Source organism: Sphingobium xenophagum, assembly GCF_002288285.1.
Lineage (GTDB): Bacteria > Pseudomonadota > Alphaproteobacteria > Sphingomonadales > Sphingomonadaceae > Sphingobium > Sphingobium xenophagum.
This window is the reverse complement of record NZ_CP022748.1, coordinates 43,818-66,416: the sequence shown is the minus strand read 5'-3', so window position 1 is coordinate 66,416 and position 22,599 is coordinate 43,818. Positions and strand designations below refer to the sequence as shown.

Genomic DNA, 22,599 nt, shown 5'->3' with positions numbered 1-22,599 from the left:
TCACTTGTCCTCCGGCACGGCAGCAGGGAAGTTCGCGGCCTTCACCGTCGCGCCGATCGCCGCCGGCGCGGCTGCCGCTCCGGTCTGCGCAACGCCGGCATCCCGGGCATCCTTAGCCGCGCCATTGGCGACCTCCTGATAGTGGGGATCGGCCTTCACGCGCGCGACCGCCGCCGCGCCGGTCGCGCTCATAGGCTGCGGAGCGGGTGCCGAGGCCGCCTTGGCTTCGGGACTGCCGCTCGCCGGTGCATCAGAGGGGGGATGAGGCACCGTCGAAGCGGCAGCCGGCGGAGTATGGCTCAAAGCCGCCGCCGTTCCCGAACCGGATGTCGCTGGCGCCCTGGGAGCGAGACGCGCCCTGACATCCGCTTTGATCGCACTGACCGGATCGGGGGCCGGATCAGGCTTGCGCGCCCGGGCAGCCGCAACGGCCGCCGGGTCCGGTCCGTTCGGATCGCTGTCGGCGAAGCCTGTCAGCGGCGGATCGATGCGGTCGACCGCATCACCAAGCGATTCCTGGATGTCTGGTGCCACCGCCGACGCCCGCGCCGGCATGGACGCCTGCATCAGAGCCTGCTGCCGCCATTCCCCGCTCGCGACGACCGCATGGACCGCACTGGCCTCGTGGAGCCGGCCACGCTCGTCGATATAGGGCTGAAAGACGATCCGCAGCACCTTCTCTTGGCTGCGTCCGGCATCGGTCGAGGCAAGGCGCGCGGATTGGCCCATCGCCACGCGATTGGTTTTCCCGCGCATCGGCTGCCGCATATTGCCGGTGGGCAGAGCATCGCCGTCCGAAGGGTCCGCCGAGATGAGCGCAAGCGCCCTGTCGTCGATCGTCGAACTCGGCGCGCAGATGCCGTCGGGCGCCGCGCAGGAAAAGCTGCCGCGCACATTGCCGCCGAAACTGGCGCAGCCATTGAGCGCCAGGAGACTGGTCAACCCGAGCACACCCGGCAGCCACAGACGACGGCGGCCGCCGCCATGCCCAACCAAGGACCGCCGGATCACGACTGGCCTCCCTTGAGCCAATTCTCGAGGAAGGCGCGCGGCCGGTAGCCCTCGATCACCGCACCGTCGCCGCGCACGATGACCGGCGTGCCGCTGAGACCATGGCGGTGGGCGAAGGCCTCGTTCGCATCGAGCCCCGAGGTGTTGCAGGAAGGTCCTGCCTTGATTTCCTCTCCGGCATAGGCTGCATGCAGCGCGGCCTCCCGGTTCCTGGCGCAGTAGACGCGGTCGGCGACATCGCGGCTTCCGAGCACCGAGATCGGCCGTTCGACGACCCGCACGTTCATGTCCTTCAGGACACTGGTGAGCGCCCGGCAATAGCCACAGCGGAAATCGGTGAAGACCGTGATCGTCTGGCCCGAAGGATTGCCCCAGACGATCGCACCGTCTCGGGGCAGCTCGGCGAGCGAGAGCTTCTGCGGCGTCGCAGGGCGGACTGGCTTCTCCACCCGGCCCGGCGTTGCCGCAGCGAGCTGTGAAGTATCGTCTTCGCCGCCCGCATTTGCCGCCGCATTGGCCTTCGCGGCTGCGCCGACGAGCATGTCGGGGTTCATCTCGAGCAGACGGGCGGCCGTGATGTCCTGCCGGGTCTGCATGTCATAGACGCGGCCGATGACGAGGAAACGCGCGCCCGTATCGACGTAGAACAGGTTGGCGCCCGCGGTAATCTCGCAAAGGCCGCTGATCTTGCCGCAATCGATAGCGGTGACCGGTGTCTTGGGCAGCCGCGTCTTTAGGAGCAACCGGACCCGGTCTTCCGGGCTGTTCGTGTCGGCCGCGAGCGCGATGCCGGCGACGCTCAGCCCGAGGAGCGTGGTGAGGACGAGGCGCGACGGGCGGCCCAGCGCGCGCAGACGATCAATTGCGAACATAGACACCCTCCAGGAAGACAATCTCAACATCGATGCCGGTCGGCATCTCAATCACGGGCTGGTATTGCTCGGCGCGTTCGATCAGATATTTGGAGACCATGTCGCCAGTCTGGGCGACGCCCTCGCCGAAACCGCCCTCGAGGATGTCGCCCGTCGAGAGCTTCTGGCGCTGGCCGTTGGTCGTGATGTTGGTGCCCTGGAAGACCGAGTTGGCATTCGCCGAGAAGCCACGGCCGAAGCCGCCAGCAAGGCCCGCCAGGAAGGCCTGGGTCACGAGCGAGCCTTCGCGGGACACCACCCGGCCACGCACGCCCGTCTTACCCCCGAAGGCGATGAAGCCCTTGACCTCGGAGACCGCGTAGCGGCCGCCGGGCTGCGGGCAGGTCATCTTCTGAAGCTTGACGTAGACCTTCTCGCTCGAGAGGTCGCCGCGCGCCGCGCCGTTGATGAGGCAGCCCTCTATCTTGGTCGTGAGCAGGCGGCCGTTCTGGTAGACCGAGCGCGCCGGACCCGTCACACGCAGCACGACGGGCAAGGGATCGCTCTGGCTGTTGACCCCCGCGCTCGCATCCACGCCCACGATCACCTTCGCACGCGCGAAGCTGTTGGGCGGCAGATAGTTGACGCTGTCGGTATAGACCGTGTTGCCCTTGGCAATGCGGGAGGCGTTGCCGCTATCCGTCGTCGTGAAGTTGACGAGCTTCACTTCCGCGGCCGAAGCGATCGGAGCCGCCGCTTGCGTTCCGCCCTGCGCGCCCGGTCGCTGATAGGCCTGCGGACCATAGGGCCCGTACATTGCGGCCGGGCCGGGCGCCGGTGCTGCGGCAGTCCGGCGATCAGCGACCTGCCGGCGAAGTTGCTCGTTTTCGGCCTGGTAGGCGGACAGGACCCGCTGGCCATCGGCCTGCATCGCCTGATTCTGGCCCTTCAGCGCCTCGACCTGCGCGGTCAGCGCCTCGAGCCGGCTATTCTGCCCGTCGATCGACTTGAGTTGGTTTTCTGTCGACTGAAAGCGGTTCTCCGAAAGCGCCATCCATTCCTGCTGGGAGAGGTTGCGGTTGACGAGATCCTTGGTGGAGACGTCGACCTCGCTGACGCCGTCGTCGGTCTCCTTCGATTTGTCGCCGTCGCCGCCGAAGATCCAGAAGGACGAAAGGACCAGGCCCACGCCCGCGACGCCGGCGAGGAGCAGACGCTGGCGGCGGCGGACTGCGTCATTGGCACCGAGATCGCCCGACAGCGGGGAAACTCCCTCTTCGGTGCCGCCCTCGCTGCCGCCGTCGAGAGGACGGCGACTGCGCTTCAGGAAATCGGAAAGAGCCATATCCTCACCTTCCCGTAGGAGTATTTTGGCCAGCCAAGGGGCTCGGACCATTTTGCGAGACGAGGTAGGCCGTGGTGACCTTGCCCGGTGCGAGCTTGGTGTCGGCGATCGAGACGGCGAGCGCGCTCGAAGGAGCGACCATGCTTGTGGTAAGCTCGACGCTCTGGTCACCCTTGTTCTCGATCCGAAGCACCCGGCCGGTCAGCTCGGAACCCCGATATTCGGCGATCATCTGGACCTTGAGAGTGCCAACATAGACGGGGCGCAGGGTGCGCTGGCGCATCTCGTAGCCATCGGCGACGGCATTCGAATACATGGCCTGGACAAGCTCGACGGCGGCATCCTGGGGTCCCAGCTGATTGGCGGGACCATTCTCGGCCGCCTTTTCGTTGGCGATCGCAGGGTTCGAAACAAAGACCTGGGCGGCCTGGTCCCCGCTGATCCGGCACACGAACTTGTAGACGTAGCCGCGCTTGCTGGTCGCGAAGAAGGAAAGCGCGGGTCGGCCAAACCCGTCTGGCACAGACAGGTAGATGTCACCGCGGACCGGCTCGTTGACGACCGAGAAGTCGTCCTGCGGATTGCCGGTCGAGATCTTCGACACGCTCGCGAACTCGTCCTCGACGAGGCTGATGCGGGTCAGATCCTTGGCCGACGCGGTGCAATCAACCTGCGCGCTGTCGCTCGCCATGATCGTCTGATCGGCGAAGGCCGGCTCGGCGATGAGGAAGACCGCCAGGGCGACGAGGCTTGCGCCGATGAAGCGGCTCGCGTGGCAAGTCACGCGCGAGAGGAAGGCAGTGCCGAGCGCGGCACTCCCGATAGCATAGACCGGCATCATGATGAGCTCCCCTGTTGGTCTTTCGCGGAGCCGGTCTTCACCATCCCGAAGCCCACCAGCTTCAGCGACAGGCCGGAATATTCCCAGTCGTAGCGGAAGGTGCGGTTCTCGCTGGAGATGACCTTGTTGCCGACGATCGTGTGCAGTTCGCCGGTCACCTCCGAGCGGAGGTTCCTGGTGTCGATCTCCATCTTCTGGATGGTGAAGAACTGCGAGATCGAGGAGCCGCGCTGCTCGCTGACGATCTTGAGCAGGTCGGCCTTGATCTTGCCCTGCGTGCGCGGGCTCGCAATGTCGAGCACCGCATTCATCCAGTATTCGAGGTTCTGCGGGCTGCGATCGAGCGTCAGCACGACCGTGTCGCGCGTGATCATCTCCAGATATTCGCGGCTGACGCCGGCAGAGCTGACCGTCAGCGGAGAACGCAGCACTGGTTGCAGCACCACCTCGCGGTCGCGCGACAGGCTGACCGTGCAGAGCAGCAGGGTGATCACGGCGAGCGCCACCGCGGCGACGGCCAGAATGTTGCGCTGGCGCAGGATCCGCTGGCTGTTCGTATGGCTGTAGGAAAGTTCCATATCACCCCGCCATCAGTCGAAGATATGAGGGTGGCGTGGCTCTCAGGCCGGTGAAGCCGGCCGGAAGATGCCAATAGGCCAGGTGAAGCAGCCAGGACGTCGCCCGGCCTGCCTTAGCTTTTCTGAGACCCCACCAGCCCGCCCCCGAAAGAAGCATGCCGATAAGGATGTGCTGAGACAGGATCCCCCAGACGAATGGGATAACCATCGCCAGGAACTCATCCAGCGTCCACAGCCCGATCAGCTCGGGATCGTCGAGATGAGTTGGAATGACGTACTTGTCTGCGGCCATTGCACCACCCCCTCCTGGACCTGGGCGGAGCTGCTACTCCGCACAGGCCTGGGATCGGTTCAGATCGTCGCGGTCACGGTGGACGTGACGATCGGCACGCCGGTTCCGGCACCGACGCCGACGCCGACCGGGATCGCGATCTGCCCCATCGAGAAGCGACCCGAAGCGAGGGCGACCACGCCGCCGGCGAGGCTGAGCACCGTGATGATCTTGCCGCCGGATCCCTCGAGGAAGTCGGTGAACTTAGTGAGCGCGGTGTTGAACGTCGTGTCGGCGCCGGCGAAGGCGGGACCGGCGAAGAAGAGAAAAGCGAACAGGAGTACGGCGAGGGCGAGGATCGCCAGCTCCGCGTGTCCGCTCTTTTGGAGGACAGACTGCATGTGGATTTCCTTCGATTGGAGACGCGACGGAACCGCGCCCAAACAAAGCTGGCCAATCACATCGCCGCACCGCAACGACGTATGGGATCAGCCCCCTCCCGAATCGGGAAAATTTTCGATCATGTTCGATGTCGGTGATGAAAATGGGGCACCGTGTCCCGGTGATCAGGGCATCCTGCCCCGTCATATGGGGCAAATTGGCCGGGTTGACGGGGCGTTATGCCCTGCAATTGCGGACAGGCTTCATTCGCGGTAGATTCGCGGCGCAAGACTCGTCAGATATTAACCATTGCCTGTTCATAATCCCGGCAAGGCAACCGACCATCGATCGGGCTCTAATGGATGAGGGCAGTTCAGGACGTGGGCACTATGGGCGCTGACTCACGAGACTTTACACTGGATATCTCCGAACGCTTCTTTCATCTCAGAGCCTGATTCATAATTATCCGATGAAATTTCATAGTCTTGCGATGCGACGCGCGAATAGCTGGATGGAAGCTATGAACAGCCACGCAGTTGCCGATGCGATGGTCTGTTCAAAGTCCTTGGCGAGCCGACGGTTGCGGTTCAGCCAAGCCAGTGTTCGCTCGACGACCCAGCGGCGCGGAAGAACCACGAAGCCTTTTGCAACATCGGATCGCTTGACGATCTCGACAGTCCATTTGCCGGTACGCCGGAGGGCTTCCCTGAGCTTGTCGCCAGCATAGCCGCCATCGGCAAAGACATGGCGCAGCCATGGAAAGCGGTGGATGATTTCACGCAGGACCAGCGGCGCGCCGTCGCGGTCCTGAATGTCGGCGGTATGGATCACCGCATGAACCAAATGGCCCTCGGTGTCGGTGAGGATGTGGCGCTTGCGCCCCTTGATTTTTTTGCCCGCGTCAAAGCCGCGAGGGCCGCCACTTTCCGTTGTTTTCACGCTCTGACTATCGATCACGCCAGCACTGGGCGAAGCCTCGCGGCCTGTCGCTTCACGCGCCATCAACAGCAGGGTATGATTGAGCGAGAGCCACAGTTTGTTATCGCGCCACAGGTAAAACCAGCGCCGAACCGTCGAGACCGGCGGAAAGCAGGGCGGCAGCATTCGCCACGGCAGCCCCCCACGCAGCAGATACAGGATCGCCTCGACGATCCGTCGCAGCGGCCATTTGCGCGGACGGCCTACGTGGGAGGGTGGCGGCAAGAAAGGTTCGAGCACCGACCATTCGGCATCGGTCAAATCGCTTGGCAAAGTCAGTCCCGCGCGGGCATATTGCGCCCGAGTGGTATCGGTCCACATCGTTGATCTCCGGAAGTTTGTTGCAAAACCCCTGAATCAACGACTGCGGCAAGCGTCAAGCTAACCCGCTGATACCACTCAACTTAATTTCGGATCGGGCTCTCACGACTGAGAGCCTTCGCCTTCATTCTAATAGTACTAAGTGCTATCAGACGCTCGAAAATCTCGTGAACAGCCGCGTTCCAGGAATAGAAAAGATAGATGATGAGGATGCGGAGAACCTAAAGCGCCATCTGGTGGCTGTCCCTACAGGCGGAAGCATTCAGATCCATTTAGAGATTACGGAGACGAGTGCCAAAAATCTTGAGAGAATAAAAGAATTGCTCGAAACAAGACTCGAAACCAACATTTCTGTTGGGGACGCTCTTTCTGCCCTTTTATTCAACTATATAGTCGAGCAGCGGGCAGCTCGCGTGATTTCCAAGCTCCAGTTGGACGAGTTCGATCAACCTCGCGAGACCGGCCCATTCAAGGGGTCCCGGCACTAACAAGCGCGGTCACCAATGCGTTAGCCTTTCGGTTCGGACAAATCTGGTCGAAACCACGCTTGCATTGGCTTTTCTGCTATGATTGTCTTCCCCATCCGAACGGCATTGGGGGATCGATATGACATCTCTTGCCAAGTTAGGGGCGTAAGTTGTGGAGCTCGCCCAAGGCGACGAGCTGCAGAGGGACTATGTGCCTCTGATCCTGCGGGCGATGGCTTGCAAGAAAGCAACTCAACGCAAACTCGCCCACCTGACCGGTATCAGCAAATCGAGGCTGGGCGTTTTGCTGCACAGCAAGCCCGAAAAACGCGTCACCATGACGCTTCCTGAATTTGAAACAATATTGCACGCGCTCGGCATGAATCTAGTGCACGCATATGTGTGCCTGAAAACCTTCAAAGGTCTCGATGAATATTATCAGAAATGTTATTCGACGGCTGTCTTCATGCTCTGCGACATATGCGTGCGCGCGCCTGAGCGAATGATTGATGTGCTCGAGGAATTGGGTGGCTTCGATGGAACCGAGATCAGGCTGGCCTGGAGCCCGTCGCTCCAAAACGCATTGATCAAGAAGGTGACCGAGGAGGTCCAAGCTATTCATGAGCGCAGAAATCGCCTCACCCATGGCGACGATTTCGACCTCTAGCCGAACTGTTCGTGGACATGGATCAGCAAACCATGCGGCTAGAATGTCGAGACGGACGCCTTCCTTCCGATTGTTGGGCGCAGCTGCGTGTTAGGGCCGGCTGTCGTCGAAATGATTGTCGCCTGGCGCCCGATCCCGCTCAATCGCGACCAGTTGAGCAGAACATTGTCCACATAGGCTTGCGTTTCAGGGATCTGCGGGACCAGGCCATTCCGAATCCGCCCCGGTCCTGCATTGTAGGCGGCGAGCGCGAGATGATAGTGGCCGAAACGGTCGAGCTGCTGGCGCAGATATTTCGCGCCCCCGCGCAGGTTCTCATTGATGCTGTAACGGTTGACGCCCAGTGCAACTGCCGTGTCGGGCATCAACTGTGTGAGCCCGAATGCGTTCTTGCGCGAGAAAGCGTCGGGCCGATACCGGCTTTCCCGGATGATCATGGCATCGAACAGGCCAACCGGAATGCCATATTGGCATGCGATGTTGCTCATCATGTCGTAGTAACTAGCCCGGCGCATCTCGGCATCGGACGTCAGAAATCCGGTCGGCCGGTAACCCGGCGAAGAGCAGCCAGGCACATAATGATAAGCCGCCGACGCGAACATGGCGCCGCCTCGCATCCAGAGCGGGACAGGCACGCTGGATGCAGGCGGGAGCTGTGCTTCGACCGCCATCGCGCCCAACTGCGCGACGCCCACATGGGCGAACGGATCTTCGGCATCGGCAGGCGCCGACCGGGGATTTGTGTCCATGAAATTGTTCGCCATCTGGAATTCCACCCATTGCCGACTGAGGTCATGCACCCGAAAGTCCCCAACCGGCGGCAACAGTGTCGCATCTGGCAGATCCCGAACTGGCGCAGCCGGCGCCGCGACGTCTTGCTTCACCGGGGCGCCCATCGCGATGAGCTGGACGCTTCGGACCGCGTGTTCAGGCCTCGAGACGGCGGGCGCTTCGACGGAACAGATCAGGCCGACGGTGGCGACACCCAAGAAAAAAGCACGCATGACGACCTCCCCATTCTTGAACCGAGGAAAATGGACGCCAGCCGAGTCCATCTTGTCAATCCGCCCCGAGACACTCTGACGGCCGGCCGCACAGCTCTTGCGAGAGCGAAATGTGGCTGATCGCGCGATACAGCAATGGCTGCGGAAAGGGCCGAATTCCTCTTCCAGAGGCCGTTCGGAATGCCCTGGTTCGCTGGTACATCGGCCAAGGTGCCCGGGCCGATGAAGAAGCGGGGATCATGCTCGTCCAGCAAGCGCGCATCGGCGAAAAGTGGATCGCCTGTGACTGCTTGCCGCCAGGTGAACCGCCGCCCATCCTGACTCCCGCCTTCCTCTCGGAAGCTGAAACCTACTACCTGCGGCGTCTTACGAGCACTGATCGGCCCGAGCATCAACCCGATTGCCCGTTTTTCCGCGAACAGGCAACAAACCGCATCACCGAAGTGTGGACACAGGAAAGCCCTGCGGAACCGCCCGCCGGCTATTTCGAGGTTCTGCGCCCCGCGCCCGAGAAGCTTGCCCAACGTCCCGAGGAGGACAGCACCGATGATCGTACCCGTCAGGCATCGATCCCGCGCCTGGCGCGGTTGCTTTGGCGGCTTCTTGCTCTTTCCGGCTTGAATCGTTGCCTGCCTCCATCGTTCGATACGGCCGAGCGTTCCATCAAAACCGAATTCCGCGTGCTCTCCGTTGCGGCCGGAAAAGTCGAAATCGCGCCAGGCATTGAACTGGGTCGCGCGTTCTGGACGCATGCTCAGGCGCTACACAGCCGACGCATGTACGCGCGTCTGCGTGAACTTGCCCGAGGCTGGCCCCGCGGCCATGCTCCGCAGGCGTTCCTGGCCCTATTTGCTCAGGATGTCCGCGGCTCCACCATATATGTGCCGGGAAGCGATCCGGTTGTCCTCGCCAATCGCGTCCAATCGCCGTCGATCCGTGGAAACCAGATCAAGGGGCCTTACCTGACGATCGTCGTTGCTGGGGAATATCCTGAAGCCCATGGGTATGCGCCGCTCCGTGCCTACGCCCAGCCTATTTTCTCAGGGAAACGCTTCGTTCCGGTAGATTCCGAATTTGAACGCGCAGTGCTCCGCGAATTGATCAAACTCCAATGGACGTTCGATCGCATCGGAATCGACCTCACCATTGAGAAACCGGTTTTCGACACACTTACGCCGATCGGCGCCTGCCGGCCTGACTTCATCCTGGAACTGCGCTCTCGCGAAACCGGCGAGATCAGGTCGATCATCGTGGAAGCCATGGGATCAACTGATGAGACGTATCTAGCCGCAAAAGCTGTCACTCATCCGCGCATGGCGCAAATTGGTCCACTCGTGTGTGTATCACCGGCGGATGTGGAAACGGGCCGCATCGGCGCTATCGTCCGTCGCGCGGCGGGCGCCTAGCTCCAGCGCATCGATGTGGCGAAGAGAATGACGATGCCGAGCGTCACAGGCATGGAAGTCAGGTACAGCTTTTGCCAGCGCCACCATATTTTCGGGACAAACAGGATGGCGGACCGAAGGGAATTGACGCTGGACCAGCCGCGCTCGCGAACCACTTCCACCATTGTCGTCGCGCAGGAGAGCGCCATGGCGATCACGCAGCACGAACCGGCAGCGACATAAAGCGCCATCCAGTTCGCCAGTTCGATCGCCGTCAGATATCGCATCTCAGCAACCTGTATAGCCGATAATCGTGCACAAAGGCTAATCGGAGTATCAGGTACCGCAAAATTGGAACTTGCCTCATCTGAGATGCACAGATGCCAAAGGTCGGCGTTGCAACGCGATGCAGAAGATGCGTGCGCGTCAGTCCGGGTCCGACCGCAGTAGTACCCGCGCTACGAGGTCGTAGCGCGTCGGGTGTATCCGATCCCGCGTCGGAAAGCGCAGCAGATCGATCGTCTCATCAGCATAGGTCGCAGCGACCGAGTTCACAATGTAGGCATGTTGACGACTGTAAGGAAGAAGCCAAATGACCCGATGGCAGATGGTCCGGATACGGATACTCGTCAGCCTGGCGGCGAGATCAGACCTTGCATCGTCGTTGGATCCGACCGAAAAGACGCATGCGCCGTACTTCTTCGTTGGGAAACGCCATCCAAGTATCTGATGTGCATGCACACGCTCGGCCGCTAGCACATCGCACTGGGGGGCATATTTCGCGTTGATGGCGCGTGCGGTCCCCAGCCCGATGCTGTCGCCCAATATGAGGCACTCAAATACGGACCTGCTCCCCGGCATCGGGAACGTTGCTGTCTTGGTCTTCGATTTGTTGCCGGATTTCCGATACGTCCACCTTGCCGATCAGGTAATCCCCCTCATCCTTGAAAAACGCCTCAATCCGCTTCGTTTCGTCCAGAGGTGGCAAAAGCGAACCGAAGCGGGCCTGCCATTGCTGCTCTACAAAACCCAGGAGTGCCTTCCAGGAAGCCGCCTCGCTTGCGTGGACCTGGAGCATCTTATGACCCTCATGCAGGATGATAAGGACGGAGGCGTGCATGATGCTATCCATCGTAAGCGGCAAATCAGTACGGGCAGGCACGACCTGCCTTTTCGTCGCAAAACATGCAATTCCGGCCACCCGAAATCAAAAATACATATCAACTATGTCTATGTACTGCCAAACTGATTCTAGAAAATACAAGAAAAACCTTCACATGTGTAAAGAGAAAGTTTCAGTTAATTTTGTATATACTCAGAAATTTATCAGAATTGTTATTATAACAACAGTTCTATCAACTCACCAAAAGTGACTTGATAGGAATCTCAGGGTTTGCAAGTACAGATTTATCAGGAGTGGCCTGCGTGATAACGAGTGCCTTACCCTGAACATAGTCCTTCACAGAGTTGACGCAGTCAAGGGCCAGCACCTTACCCTTGCTAAGATATACGAGCGTGAAGCTGCGCGCTGCGCTCTGGCCCCGCACGACGACTTCATCGTATCCCAAGCTAAGCCCGATAGTCTGGAGCTTGAGATCATATTGGTTCGACCAGAACCAGGGAACGGCGTGGTACGGCGCGGCGTCACCAGCAATATGCCTGGCGGCCGTTATGGCCTGGTCATTGGCGTTCTGAACTGACTCCAACCGGATCCGCTGACCGCCAGCAAAGGGGTTGGCATGGATCGCGCAATCGCCGATCGCGTAAATGTTCGGCAACGAAGTCTGACAGAATTCATCGACTTCTACCCCGTTCCCGCTTGCCGCACCCGCCGCGATCAATGGCTCTACGGCCGGAACGATCCCGATGCCGACGACAACCATGTCTGCGGGTAAGACCGAGCCGTCAGACATCCGGACACCCGTTACCCATCCATCATGTCCAATCAGGCAATCCATTTTGGCGTTCAAATGGATCTCAACGCCATGCGCCCGATGTTCAGCCTCATAAAAACGAGAAAGCGGTTCACCAGCGACCCTTGCCAGCACACGATCCATCGCTTCCAGCACCGTCACTTGCTTGCCGAGCTTGGCGAGTACCGCAGCCGCCTCGAGGCCGATATACCCGCCACCGATCACCACGACATTCTGCACTTTCGGCGTCTCGGCCAGCATGCGGTCAGCGTCAGCACGAGTGCGGACGTTGTGGACACCCATGAGATCGCTTCCCGAACAGCTCAAGCGACGAGGCGCACCGCCAGTTGCCCAGATCAGCTTGCCATAGCCAATGCGGCTTCCGTCGGAGAGCACAACATTTTGCTCCGCCGGATCGACGGCCACAACCCGTCGCAGGAGCTGCAACTCGATATCGCGCTCGGCCCAGATTGCCTGAGGTCGAATGAGAATTCTTTCGAAGCTCTTTTCGCCTGAGAAATATTCCTTGGAGAGCGGCGGGCGTTCATATGGCGGATCTGGCTCATCTCCCAGCAGTGCCACACTTCCCGCATATTTATGCTGGCGCAGCGCGAGCGCGGCTTGAGCTCCCCCATGCCCGGCCCCAACAATAAGAACATCGTACCGCTCGCTCATGGGATAGATAGCTTCCTTACAGGATTACATAAGCCGTGCTTTGCTTGTCACGCCGTCGGTTAACGGCAAGAGCCTGATTGAGCTCTCTTTGCGAACTCAAGTGCCCTCAATCTTCCGGCGCAATCGTGATGCAAAGTCCGTCCAGAGCATCAGAGATAGTCAACTGACAGGATAACCGAGATCTTGAGCAACGGTGCTCGGACGAGTCCAGAAGATCGTCCTCATCCGTACTCATGGGTGGCAAGCGATCGAGAAACGCTTCATCGACCTGGATATGGCAGGTTGCGCAGGAGCAACACCCTCCGCACAATGCAAGCAACTCGTCGATGCCTGCGTCGCGGATCGCTTCCAGTAACGTGGTTGCGCCATTCGGTGTGACGGTCACGCGCTCGCCAGTGCGCGTTGTAACGGTAATCTCCATTAGTCCTCTAATTTCCAAATATGCTTTTTGGCAGTCTGCTATCGACTGAAAAACCTCCACGCCGCCTTGGCGCGCAAGGCTCATGGGGAAAGCGCGTAGTCCAATCCGATATCGGCCGCGGGAGCACTTTGGGTGATGCGCCCGACTGATACAAAATCGACGCCAGTCGACGCGATTTCCCTAATCGTATCGAGCCGCACGCCGCCTGACGCTTCGATGGGGACGCGGCCGCCGACAAGGGCGACGGCCTCTTTGAGCTTGGCAGGAGACATGTTGTCGCAAAGCAGACGATCCGCCCCCGCCATCAGCGCAGGCTCGATTTGTTCGATCCCGTCAACCTCGACCTGGACTTCCAGCCCGGTATTGGCGGCTTTCGCAGCCTTGACCGCTTCGACAATGCTGCCAGCGGCGGCGATGTGGTTGTCCTTGATCAGGATACCGTCATCCAGACGCATGCGATGATTCCGCGCCCCGCCCACCTTGGCGGCATATTTCTCGATCGCCCGAAGACCGGGAATTGTCTTGCGCGTATCGAGAAGGACGCAATCCGTACCGGCGATCGCTTCGGCATAAGATCGCGTCACCGTCGCGATGCCGGTCAGGTGCTGGAGCGTATTGAGAGCGGACCTCTCGGCCGCGAGCATGAGCTGCGCGCTTCCCGCAATTCGCATGAGGGGCTGCCCAGCGGCAACATTGTCCCCATCCTGCACCAGGAATTCGATAGCGACCTCGGGGTCGAGCTTACCGAAAAACGCGGCTGCCAGCTGGAGCCCGGCAACCACTATCGGTTGCCGGGCAGCCAGAACGGCGGAAAAGCGCGCGCTGGCGGGGACTGACACACGGCTCGTGACGTCTCCGCTCCCCAGATCCTCACTCAGAACATAATCGACGAAGTTGTCGAGTTGTTGCTGATCCAGGCCCGCGATCAAATCCGACTCACGCATCAGGAAACCGCGTCCGCCAGATCTTCAACTTCTTCCTTGTCGGCGAAGACGCCGGTCAAGCGCCTCTCCTCCTCGGAGACGTTGATCAGCCGCCAGTCATCGCCCTTGGGGACCATGCCCTCGAACGACATGAGCTTCGCCAGTGGCACGCGCGGTTCTACAGCACCCAGTGCCGGCTCGCCTTTCTGAACAGCCTGGGCGGCGCGATACATCTGGGTGCGGAAGGTGAAGATCGCCTTGTCGCTCGAGCCGAGCAGATCCTCGCTGCGGTCGGCGATCGGCCCCATCGATTCCCACATCGCCATGTCCTGACAGGGAATGCCGTAGATGCCGGTAAAGTCGCCGGCTTTCATCAGGGCCCGGTCCTGCAGATAGTTGTTTTCGGCGTTGCGCCGCTTTTTGAAGGTAACGGGCTCGACGTCCTTGCCAATCTCCGCCCCGCAGAACTTGCGCCAGGCATCCTGACTGATGCCCTTCGTCGGATGCCAGGCGATCCAATAGAACATGGTGTTCACATCGTCGATCGGAACCAGCATCTGTGACAGATGATATTGGTCGTTGGACGGGATGTGCACCGTGAACGGAGCCTGGAACAGAGTCATGCGTACATAGTCCTGCTTGTCCGCATCGATGATCGGCTTGCGGATAGCAGCATAACGAAAGCCGAACGGCGTTTTCTGCACTTCAATCTTGGGCGCCTTGTCGGCCGACGGGCGAAGCCACGCGGTGTCCGTAGCCGTCGAGCCGCTTACTTCGGTGGCCGTCGGCATGTTCGATGAATGCAGGCTCGAACTGTGCGCCGAATCGATCGACCCTTCGAGAACCTGCGCCCAGTTGCAGCCGCCATGCATTTTCACGATGCTGATCTTCTCAGCCGGCGCGGCCGACCAGTTCGGCGGGCTGAAAGGGATGACATTTTCCGGGTCACCCATCCACACCCAGACGAAACCAGCAGATTCTACCACCGGATATGCCTTGGTCTTCATCGTGCCGCGTAGCTTTGCATCGACCGGCTCGGAAGACATGTCGACGGCATTGCCGTCCACATCGAATTTCCAGCCATGATAAAGGCAACGCAGGCCGCATTCCTCGTTGCGACCGAAGGCAAGGGAAGCGCGCCGGTGCGGGCACAGCTCGTCGAGCGCACCGATGCGCCCCTCCGTATTGCGGAACACGACCATGTTCTCACCCAGCAAGCGAACACGCAACGGCGTGCCGTCTGGCTCGGCGACGTCCTCGATCATGCAGGCGGGCAACCAGTGCTGCCGCATCAGCTTCCCCATTGGGGCCTCGCCCTCCACACGGCAAAGCAGATCATTTTGTTCCGGAGTCATTAGCTACCCTCCTCATTTTGGCTTGGCACGAAGACGAATCACCCTCAGGATGCGCCCTTGAAATTACTTCTATATCGTAGTAATGGCTTTTTCAAGCCTGATTTTCGGGTTGAAGGGAGCGGCAGGCAAAGAATGGCAAATGCGTTGCGACTAGGAATCATTGGGCTCGGCCGGGGTTTCATGCTCACTCTGCCCGCGCTGAAGGCCGATTCTCGCGTAGCGCTTGCCGGGGCTTTCGACCTGCGCCGCGAAGCTCGGGAACGCTTCGCGGACGAATTCGGCGCGCCGGCGTTCGATACGCTCGACGCGCTCTTGTATTCGCCGGTTATCGATGCGGTTTATATAGCCACCCCGCATGAGTTGCATGCCGAGCAGGCCATCGCCGCTCTGCGGGCTGGAAAGCATGTGCTGGTCGAAAAGCCGATGGCGACAACGCTTGCAGATTGCGCGCGTATAGAGCGCGCCGCCGCCGATGCCGGCAAGGTGCTCGTGGTCGGACCCAGCCACGGCTTCGATGCACCCGTACAGGCTGCCGCGCAATTGGTTGCCTCAGGCAGGTTCGGTGCCGTGCGGATGGTCACGGCGCTCAACTTCACCGATTTCATGTTCCGGCCCAGGCGTCCGGAAGAACTGGATAGCGCCCGTGGCGGCGGCGTCGTCTACAGCCAAGCGGCGCACCAGATCGATGTCGTGCGCCGCCTTGTCGGGCAGCCCGTTTCATCTGTTCGCGCCGTCGCCGCCAACTGGGATAGCAGCCGCCCGAGCGAAGGCGCCTATACGGCGCTGGTGACATTTGAAGCCGGTGCTGCAGCGTCGCTGACCTATAGCGGATATGCGCATTATGACAGCGACGAACTGGTGGGGTGGATAGCGGAGCTTGGCTATGACAAGGACCCGGATCGCTACGGCGAGGCGCGTAAGAGGCTTGCGACGCTATCATCGCAGGATGAAATCGAAGCCAAACTGAAGCGCACATACGGCGTCCCGGCTGTCGCTGCCGACACGCCAGCGCCGCATCATGAGCATTTCGGTTTCATCATCGTCAGCTGCGACCGCGCGGACCTGAAACTGTCGCCCAAGGGGCTCTCAATTTATGGGGACACCGAACGCGATTTCCAGCCGATCGAGCCCCCTGCCCTGCCGCGCAAGGAAGTCATCGACGAGTTTGTCGGCGGTTGCCTAGGCATTCGCCGCCCGATCCATGACGGGCGCTGGGGACTTGATACCATGGCCTGTTGCGTCGCGCTCCTCGAATCGAGCCGACGCAATACGGACGTAGCGCCCAACCAACTTCTCGACACTCTATCGGAGAAACCGTGACAATGACCAGACTGAGCCTTTCCCTCGCCTGTTGGGGCTATGACCGCACCGAAGCCCTCCAGACGGGCGCGGTCCGGCCCGACGGCATCGACCTCAACTTTCAGGTTCTGGATGTCGAGGAAACCTTCTTCCGCATGCTGCGCAATCGAGAATTCGATGTCGCTGAACTGTCGATGTCGTCCTATTGCGTGACCCTGGGCCGCGAGAATCCTGGCTTCATCGCCATTCCCGTCTTTCCTTCGCGCTTCTTCCGCCACTCCTGCATTTTCGTCTCCGCCAAAAGCGGCATCGAAAAGCCCGAGGATCTCGTCGGCAAGCGGATCGGCGTGCCTGAATATCAGATGACGGCTCCGGTCTGGATCCGCGGCATCCTGCAGGACGAGTATGGCATTGATCCTGCGTCGGTCACCTACGTCACGGGTGGTGAAGAGGAGCCGGGGCGCGAGGAGAAGCTGAAGCTCAATCTACCCGACAAGTTCAAGGTCGAGCCGATCGGACCCACCCAGACCTTGAAGCGCATGCTGGCGGATGGAGAGATCGATGCGCTGCATACTGCGCGGGCGCCGTCGACCTTCTATTCGGAGCCGGGCAAGGTTCGGCGCCTCTTCCCCAATTTTGTGGACGTTGAAAAAGCCTATTTCGCGAAGACAGGAATCTTCCCGATCATGCATGTCGTGGCCATCCGGCGAGACGTGTATGAGAAGAATCGATGGATTGCTCAGGCGCTTTACAAGGCATTCGTAGAAGCCCAGCGGTTGAGCTATGAACAATTGTTGGTGTCGGCATCGCTGAAAACGATGTTGCCATGGCAGATCGCCGCAGTGGAGGACACTATTGCTACGATGGGCAGGGAATGGTGGCCCTATGGCATCGAAAAGAACCGCCACGTCATCGAGACATTCACGCGTTACCATCACGAGCAGGGCCTGTCGCCCCGCCAGCTCACCATAGAAGAGATGTTCGCGCCCGAGACTTTCGCCGAGTTCCGCATCTAAGAAACCATCCTGCACGAGGCCAGTCTACTGCTCACATGATGGTCCTCGGGACACGTTTAATATCCCGAGGACCATCATAGGAATATGGGTTTCGGGTGCCGGGTACGGTTTTGCGATGCGTTCGTGCGGCGTCTGTGCGAGTGGAGGATCGGTTGAACCCGTCAGGAGTGAACAGATGTCGAAGCACGCCCCCAAACTCGATCCGGAACTGAGTTTGGGCTATCAGGTTCGGCGCTGCCACCGACGGTTCGATCGGCTCTTGAGTGCCTATTTGGCCAAGCACGAACTCAAAACCGGTTTCTGGTACTATCTTCGTGTCCTATGGCTCAGGGACGGGGTGACCCAAAAATATCTGAGCGACATGACTAACGTCACCGAAAATACGACGGTCGCCATGATAAACGCCATGCTTCGGCAAGGGCTGGTGCAACGCGCCAAGGACAAGGATGATCGTCGAAAATTGCGGATTACTCTTACAGATCATGGCCGTGCGCTCGAAAAGGAGCTGATGCAATACGCGATCGACATCAACAAGGTCGCTGTTGCTGGCATCGAGCCGCGCGAAGTTGAAATCTGTCGATCGGTCCTCGAGCGCATATCAGCCAATCTCGCTGCCGAATTTGATAGGCTGCCTGCGAAGCCTGCTGACGAAGGATGACTCCTCCACATCATCCCTGGATCAGGGGCAACAGGCCATGAACAGGGAGGGACGTGTGCGCCATGGCTGAACGGGAAGGCCTCACGGCCACTCCAACTCCCGATAGAGGGAAGCCTTGGCGCAGCCTGACCGACCGTTTCGGCCGAACGATCACTTATGTCCGCCTGTCCGTCACCGATCGGTGCGACCTGCGCTGCCGTTATTGCATGGCCGAGCGCATGGAGTTCCTGCCGCGCCAGGACCTCCTCACCCTGGAGGAACTGGCGGAACTGGCCGATGCCCTGATCGCGCGAGGTGTGCGACGCATCCGCCTGACCGGTGGCGAGCCTCTGGTCCGTCGCGGCATCGTCGGGTTGGTGGAGGCGATCGGCCAACACATCGGCAACGGCCTTGATGAGCTGACGATGACAACCAACGCTACCCAGCTCGCCACAGTCGCGCGCGACCTCCATCGATATGGCATTCGCAGACTCAACATCAGCCTCGACAGCCTCGACCACGAGCGCTTCCGGGCGATCACCCGGCGCGGCGACCTGGACCAGGTGTTGGCCGGGATCGCCGCCGCGCAAGACGCGGGCCTCGCCGTGAAGATCAACATGGTTGCGCTCAAGGCGCTCAACGAAGATGAAATCGGAACAATGGTTGGCTGGTGCGGCGAACGGGGATTCGATCTCTCGCTGATCGAGACGATGCCGTTGGGTGCGGTGGAAGAAGACCGGACCAATCATTATCTGCCCCTCGACCTCGTGAAACGTCGGCTGGCGCGCGAATATGTCCTGATTCCGTCGCTCCACCGAACCGGCGGACCGGCGCGCTATTATGACGTTGCCGAAACCAGTCGGCGGATAGGCTTCATTACGCCCCTCACCGACAATTTCTGCGCCGGCTGCAACCGCATCCGCATATCGGCTACTGGCACCATTTTTGGTTGTCTCGGCCGCGACCAGCGCATCGAACTGCGCGATGCGATGCGTGTTGGTGGCCGGGATGCGATCGACGCGGCGCTGGATGCCGTAATGACCGCCAAGCCACTCCGCCACGAGTTCGACATTGCGCGATCACAGCCGGCTGTCGAACGCCATATGAACGTCACTGGCGGTTGAGCGCCTCCATGATCTTTTGTTCGCCGACGCAGTATGGCCGTTACTTTTTGCGCGGCTGGTCGATTGATTTTCATAAAATTGGTCTGCCTTGAGAAAATTGGTCCATTTCTGAAGAGAGCCCGAGCGGGCGAAAGGAATGGAGAAATATATGGGACGTCAGCGATTTACGCCGGAACAGATCATCGCGAAGCTGCGTGAGGTTGATGTGATTGTCGGGCGAGGCGGGACCACCGACGAGGCCTGTCGTCAGATCGGGATTGCCGAACAGACGCTATATAGGTGGCGTAAGGCGACAGCCGCTGCTTCATATTCGTTGATAATGTCGGTCTTCTTCGCCATGATAAGCTCGTACGCACTACTGCACAGCGACATCGCAGTTGAAGGGTCAGCGACATCGTAGATGACGTGTGGGGGGAAGCGGAGGCCGGGCGTAGCCCGGACGTAGCTTCCCCCCACACGGGCGCGGGTTTCCCCGTGCCGTTGGCGGCGACAGCGGTCAGGATGGTCCGATCTTCAACGCCAAGAAGAGGATCGGATGCCTGGCCGTCCCATCACCGACCAACAGCAGAGGTACTACATGTCCCTTCGTCAAAAACACCCGCAAAAAGCGGCCGCCGCCATGGCGGGCTTTTCCACCAGCACGGGCTACCGGACAGAGAAAGATCCCCGGTCGCCATCGGAGCGTCGCCGGGAGCGACGTCATGGCGGCGGCAGGCCAGATCCGCTCGCCGAACTGTGGGATAAAGAAATCGTGCCTTTGCTCGAGAGCACGCCGGGCCTGAAGCCCATCTCTATTCTTGGGGAGCTGGAGCAACGCCACCCCGGTCTCGATCTAACACCAGCCCGCAGGACCCTGGAACGCCGGATACGGCTATGGAAGGCCGAGTATGGACCAGAGCGTGAGGTCATCTTCCGGCAGGACCATCCGCCAGGCCGACAGGGCATGTCGGATTTCTTTGACGCCCGCGATCTGAAGGTCACCATCTCCGGCAATCCGAGCCCGCACCTGATCTATCACTTCGCGCTGGTCTATTCCGGGTGGGAGCATGCCGAGGTCGTGCTGGGAGGAGAAAGCTTCACGGCGCTGGCCTGCGGCCTTCAGAATGCGCTGTGGCAGCTTGGCGGCGTGCCGCACGAGCATCGCACCGATAGCCTCTCCGCGGCGTTCGCCAACCTGGAGCAAGATGCCCAGGAAGATCTGCGGACCCGCTATGCCGCCCTGTGCGCCGATTACCAGATGGAGCCCACCCGCAACAATCGCGGGGTCGCCCATGAGAATGGGTCCATAGAAAGCCGTCATGGTCACCTTAAGGATCGGCTCGATCAGGCACTCCAGTTGCGCGGGACACGTGACTTCGCCTCCATCGAGGACTGGCGCACGTTCCTCGCCCAGATCGTGGGCCGCCACAATGCCCGGCGGCGCGATGCCTTGCGCATCGAAGCTGAGCACCTGCGCCCGTTACCTTCACGCCGCAGCTGCGATTATGATGAAGCTACGGTGCTCGTCACCTCATCGGGCGGCTTCGTGCTGCGCAAGGTCTTCTACACCGTGCCTTCCCGGCTCATCGGCCATAGCCTGCGAGCCAGGATCTTCGATGACCGGATCGACCTTTATCTGGCCGGGCAGCCCATCGAGACCCTGCCACGCGGGAGGGCGCCCGATCGCGGACGGGGCGGTCATGACCACGTAGTCAATTATCGGCACGTGATCCACAGCCTGCGTACCAAGCCCCACGCGCTGGCAAACCTTGTCTATCGCGACAAGCTCTTCCCTCGCAGCGAATATCGCCGCTGCTGGGATGCTCTGGAGGGTGCGCTTCCCAAAGCCGCCGCATGCCGCAGCATGGTGGGGCTGCTGTGGCTTGCGCATGACCAGGCCTGCGAGGCTGAGCTCGCCGCGACCCTGACCGGCATACTCGATGGCCAGGGTTTACCCGATCTGAGGGATCTGCAGGAGCGCTTCCAACGCCCCGGCAAAGAGCCGGCCGATGTGGTCGTCGATATTCCCCAGCCTGACACATACGACGATCTGCTCACCGCCAGGGAGATGGCCGCATGAGCATCACTGTCGACACCGCCCAGCTGCCCATGTTGCTTGGCACGCTGCGTCTGCCCACCATTGCCCGTCTCTGGCCGGACTTCTGTTCACGAGCGGACAAGGAGGGGTGGCCGGCTTCGCGCCTGCTGGCAGCCTTGGCCGAACTGGAACTCGCCGAACGCGAACAACGCCGGATCCAGCGCCATCTTACAGAAGCACGGCTGCCTCCCGGCAAGACCCTGGATGCCTTCGACTTCAGCCTCGTTCCCACCTTGAGCAAGGCCCAGGTCATGGCTCTGACCCAAGGAGATGCCTGGCTCAAGGCGGGCCACAATCTTCTGGCATTTGGTCCGCCCGGTGCCGGCAAGAGCCACGCCGCAGCCGCCATCGGCAACGAGCTCGTCGCGCGCGGATACCGGGTCTTCTTCACCCGAACCACCGATCTCGTCCAGCGTTTGCAGGCCGCACGTCAGTCCCTGACCTTGACCCAGGAGATCGCCAGGCTCGACCGCTTCGACCTGCTCATCCTCGATGACCTGTCCTACGTCCGCAAGGACCAGGCAGAGACCAGCGTCCTGTTCGAACTCATCTCTGCCAGATACGAAAGGCGCTCCATCATGATCACCGCCAACCAACCATTCAGCGGTTGGGATTCCATTTTTTTGGATAAGGCAATGACTGTCGCTGCCATCGACAGGCTCGTTCACCACGCCACTATCCTGGAAATGAACGTCGAGAGCTATCGCAGGCGATCCGCCCTGGCCTCAGCGACATCGCTCCGCGACAGTGCTCCTGATCCAGCGACATCGCCCAGCGACATCGAAACCATGCCAGCGACATCGCTGCGCGACAACGCCTCTTGATCCAGGCCAACCTCGTGTGACACTATCCCCAACGTCACCGCTGACACATCACCATCAATGTCGCTGACCAGTCACCGACGATGTCGCGCTACACACTACGTTGTTCGACTGTCGCACGAGCTTAATCGCGCGGTCGATTCAGCTACCGTAGTAACGGCCTGTCATCAACAGCCAGCGCGTTCGTTTTTTGCCGTTTCTCTTTGACAATCCAGTTCTAAAGAAACGCTTGGAATCG

At 60.5% G+C, this 22,599-nt stretch carries 25 protein-coding genes and 1 pseudogene; 10 read left to right on the top strand and 16 right to left on the bottom strand.

Features of this window, described 5'->3' with window-relative positions:
• The 8 genes from CJD35_RS19740 to CJD35_RS19705 all read right to left on the bottom strand — a co-directional run bounded on the left by CJD35_RS19740 (position 1) and on the right by CJD35_RS19705 (position 6,577).
• Entirely contained in the window at positions 1-1,011 is a 1,011-nt protein-coding gene (locus tag CJD35_RS19740) for a TraV family lipoprotein (protein ID WP_017184776.1), read from the bottom strand.
• Positions 1,008-1,883 (bottom strand): DsbC family protein, encoded by an 876-nt coding sequence (locus CJD35_RS19735; protein WP_017184777.1) that lies wholly within the window; start codon positions 1,881-1,883, stop codon positions 1,008-1,010. The genes CJD35_RS19740 and CJD35_RS19735 overlap by 4 nt, the downstream gene beginning before the upstream one ends.
• Positions 1,870-3,207, bottom strand: coding sequence for a TraB/VirB10 family protein (locus CJD35_RS19730; protein WP_017184778.1), 1,338 nt, complete (start codon positions 3,205-3,207; stop codon positions 1,870-1,872). Before CJD35_RS19730 ends, CJD35_RS19735 begins: the two co-directional genes overlap by 14 nt.
• Before the next feature lie 4 nt (positions 3,208-3,211).
• Complete coding sequence (locus CJD35_RS19725) at positions 3,212-4,048, bottom strand: type-F conjugative transfer system secretin TraK (RefSeq protein ID WP_017184779.1); 837 nt, start codon at positions 4,046-4,048, stop codon at positions 3,212-3,214.
• Positions 4,045-4,626: a type IV conjugative transfer system protein TraE gene (locus CJD35_RS19720; RefSeq protein ID WP_017184780.1), complete on the bottom strand. Its 582-nt coding sequence runs from the start codon at positions 4,624-4,626 to the stop codon at positions 4,045-4,047. Before CJD35_RS19720 ends, CJD35_RS19725 begins: the two co-directional genes overlap by 4 nt.
• 1 nt (position 4,627) lies before the next feature.
• On the bottom strand, positions 4,628-4,918 hold the full coding sequence (traL, locus tag CJD35_RS19715) for a type IV conjugative transfer system protein TraL (protein WP_017184781.1): 291 nt from the start codon (positions 4,916-4,918) through the stop codon (positions 4,628-4,630).
• 59 nt (positions 4,919-4,977) lie between these two features.
• The gene (locus CJD35_RS19710) at positions 4,978-5,298 is read right to left on the bottom strand and encodes a TrbC/VirB2 family protein (protein ID WP_017184782.1); all 321 of its coding nucleotides are present in this window, start codon (positions 5,296-5,298) and stop codon (positions 4,978-4,980) included.
• Positions 5,299-5,755: 457 nt separating this feature from the next.
• On the bottom strand, positions 5,756-6,577 hold the full coding sequence (locus CJD35_RS19705) for an IS5 family transposase (RefSeq protein ID WP_043153120.1): 822 nt from the start codon (positions 6,575-6,577) through the stop codon (positions 5,756-5,758).
• A gap of 167 nt (positions 6,578-6,744) precedes the next feature.
• Here CJD35_RS19705 and CJD35_RS19700 point away from each other — a divergent pair, with 167 nt between their 5' ends.
• A complete protein-coding gene (locus CJD35_RS19700; RefSeq protein WP_230461512.1) occupies positions 6,745-7,065 on the top strand; it encodes a hypothetical protein in 321 nt (106 codons plus the stop codon).
• Between the two features lie 151 nt (positions 7,066-7,216).
• Entirely contained in the window at positions 7,217-7,711 is a 495-nt protein-coding gene (locus CJD35_RS19695; protein WP_017184784.1) for a hypothetical protein, read from the top strand.
• A gap of 38 nt (positions 7,712-7,749) precedes the next feature.
• Here CJD35_RS19695 and CJD35_RS19690 read toward each other — a convergent pair whose 3' ends face one another.
• Complete coding sequence (locus tag CJD35_RS19690) at positions 7,750-8,715, bottom strand: lytic transglycosylase domain-containing protein (RefSeq protein ID WP_037515329.1); 966 nt, start codon at positions 8,713-8,715, stop codon at positions 7,750-7,752.
• Between the two features lie 110 nt (positions 8,716-8,825).
• Between CJD35_RS19690 and CJD35_RS19685 the strand changes: the two genes are divergently transcribed.
• Positions 8,826-10,121: a hypothetical protein gene (locus CJD35_RS19685; protein ID WP_017184786.1), complete on the top strand. Its 1,296-nt coding sequence runs from the start codon at positions 8,826-8,828 to the stop codon at positions 10,119-10,121.
• On the opposite strand, the gene CJD35_RS19680 is transcribed toward CJD35_RS19685, so the two are convergent.
• The 7 genes from CJD35_RS19680 to CJD35_RS19650 all read right to left on the bottom strand — a co-directional run bounded on the left by CJD35_RS19680 (position 10,118) and on the right by CJD35_RS19650 (position 15,387).
• Entirely contained in the window at positions 10,118-10,387 is a 270-nt protein-coding gene (locus CJD35_RS19680) for a hypothetical protein (RefSeq protein WP_017184787.1), read from the bottom strand. The genes CJD35_RS19685 and CJD35_RS19680 overlap by 4 nt on opposite strands.
• 139 nt (positions 10,388-10,526) lie before the next feature.
• Entirely contained in the window at positions 10,527-10,925 is a 399-nt protein-coding gene (locus CJD35_RS19675) for an SGNH/GDSL hydrolase family protein (protein WP_225900034.1), read from the bottom strand.
• Positions 10,926-10,935: 10 nt separating this feature from the next.
• Positions 10,936-11,220 (bottom strand): hypothetical protein, encoded by a 285-nt coding sequence (locus tag CJD35_RS19670; protein WP_230461513.1) that lies wholly within the window; start codon positions 11,218-11,220, stop codon positions 10,936-10,938.
• 235 nt (positions 11,221-11,455) lie between these two features.
• Positions 11,456-12,688, bottom strand: a complete 1,233-nt coding sequence (locus CJD35_RS19665; protein WP_017184790.1) for an NAD(P)/FAD-dependent oxidoreductase — start codon at positions 12,686-12,688, stop codon at positions 11,456-11,458.
• 106 nt (positions 12,689-12,794) lie between these two features.
• Entirely contained in the window at positions 12,795-13,109 is a 315-nt protein-coding gene (locus tag CJD35_RS19660; protein ID WP_037478039.1) for a 2Fe-2S iron-sulfur cluster-binding protein, read from the bottom strand.
• 80 nt (positions 13,110-13,189) lie between these two features.
• Positions 13,190-14,053: a carboxylating nicotinate-nucleotide diphosphorylase gene (gene nadC / locus CJD35_RS19655; RefSeq protein ID WP_017184792.1), complete on the bottom strand. Its 864-nt coding sequence runs from the start codon at positions 14,051-14,053 to the stop codon at positions 13,190-13,192.
• Positions 14,053-15,387: a Rieske 2Fe-2S domain-containing protein gene (locus CJD35_RS19650; protein WP_017184793.1), complete on the bottom strand. Its 1,335-nt coding sequence runs from the start codon at positions 15,385-15,387 to the stop codon at positions 14,053-14,055. The genes nadC and CJD35_RS19650 overlap by 1 nt, the downstream gene beginning before the upstream one ends.
• A 180-nt stretch (positions 15,388-15,567) precedes the next feature.
• Between CJD35_RS19650 and CJD35_RS19645 the strand changes: the two genes are divergently transcribed.
• The 7 genes and pseudogenes from CJD35_RS19645 to istB all read left to right on the top strand — a co-directional run bounded on the left by CJD35_RS19645 (position 15,568) and on the right by istB (position 22,364).
• Positions 15,568-16,707 (top strand): Gfo/Idh/MocA family protein, encoded by a 1,140-nt coding sequence (locus CJD35_RS19645; protein WP_230959785.1) that lies wholly within the window; start codon positions 15,568-15,570, stop codon positions 16,705-16,707.
• A 2-nt stretch (positions 16,708-16,709) separates the two neighbouring features.
• The gene (locus CJD35_RS19640; RefSeq protein ID WP_017184795.1) at positions 16,710-17,702 is read left to right on the top strand and encodes a PhnD/SsuA/transferrin family substrate-binding protein; all 993 of its coding nucleotides are present in this window, start codon (positions 16,710-16,712) and stop codon (positions 17,700-17,702) included.
• A 175-nt stretch (positions 17,703-17,877) separates the two neighbouring features.
• Positions 17,878-18,360 (top strand): MarR family winged helix-turn-helix transcriptional regulator, encoded by a 483-nt coding sequence (locus tag CJD35_RS19635; RefSeq protein ID WP_017184796.1) that lies wholly within the window; start codon positions 17,878-17,880, stop codon positions 18,358-18,360.
• A 62-nt stretch (positions 18,361-18,422) separates the two neighbouring features.
• The gene (gene moaA, locus CJD35_RS19630) at positions 18,423-19,463 is read left to right on the top strand and encodes a GTP 3',8-cyclase MoaA (RefSeq protein ID WP_051034329.1); all 1,041 of its coding nucleotides are present in this window, start codon (positions 18,423-18,425) and stop codon (positions 19,461-19,463) included.
• A gap of 148 nt (positions 19,464-19,611) precedes the next feature.
• Positions 19,612-19,752, top strand: a pseudogene (locus CJD35_RS23590) (transposase); the annotation flags it as partial.
• A 246-nt stretch (positions 19,753-19,998) separates the two neighbouring features.
• The gene (gene istA / locus CJD35_RS19620) at positions 19,999-21,522 is read left to right on the top strand and encodes an IS21 family transposase (RefSeq protein ID WP_081628012.1); all 1,524 of its coding nucleotides are present in this window, start codon (positions 19,999-20,001) and stop codon (positions 21,520-21,522) included.
• A complete protein-coding gene (gene istB / locus CJD35_RS19615) occupies positions 21,519-22,364 on the top strand; it encodes an IS21-like element helper ATPase IstB (RefSeq protein WP_006949666.1) in 846 nt (281 codons plus the stop codon). Before istA ends, istB begins: the two co-directional genes overlap by 4 nt.
• Positions 22,365-22,599: the final 235 nt, after the last annotated feature.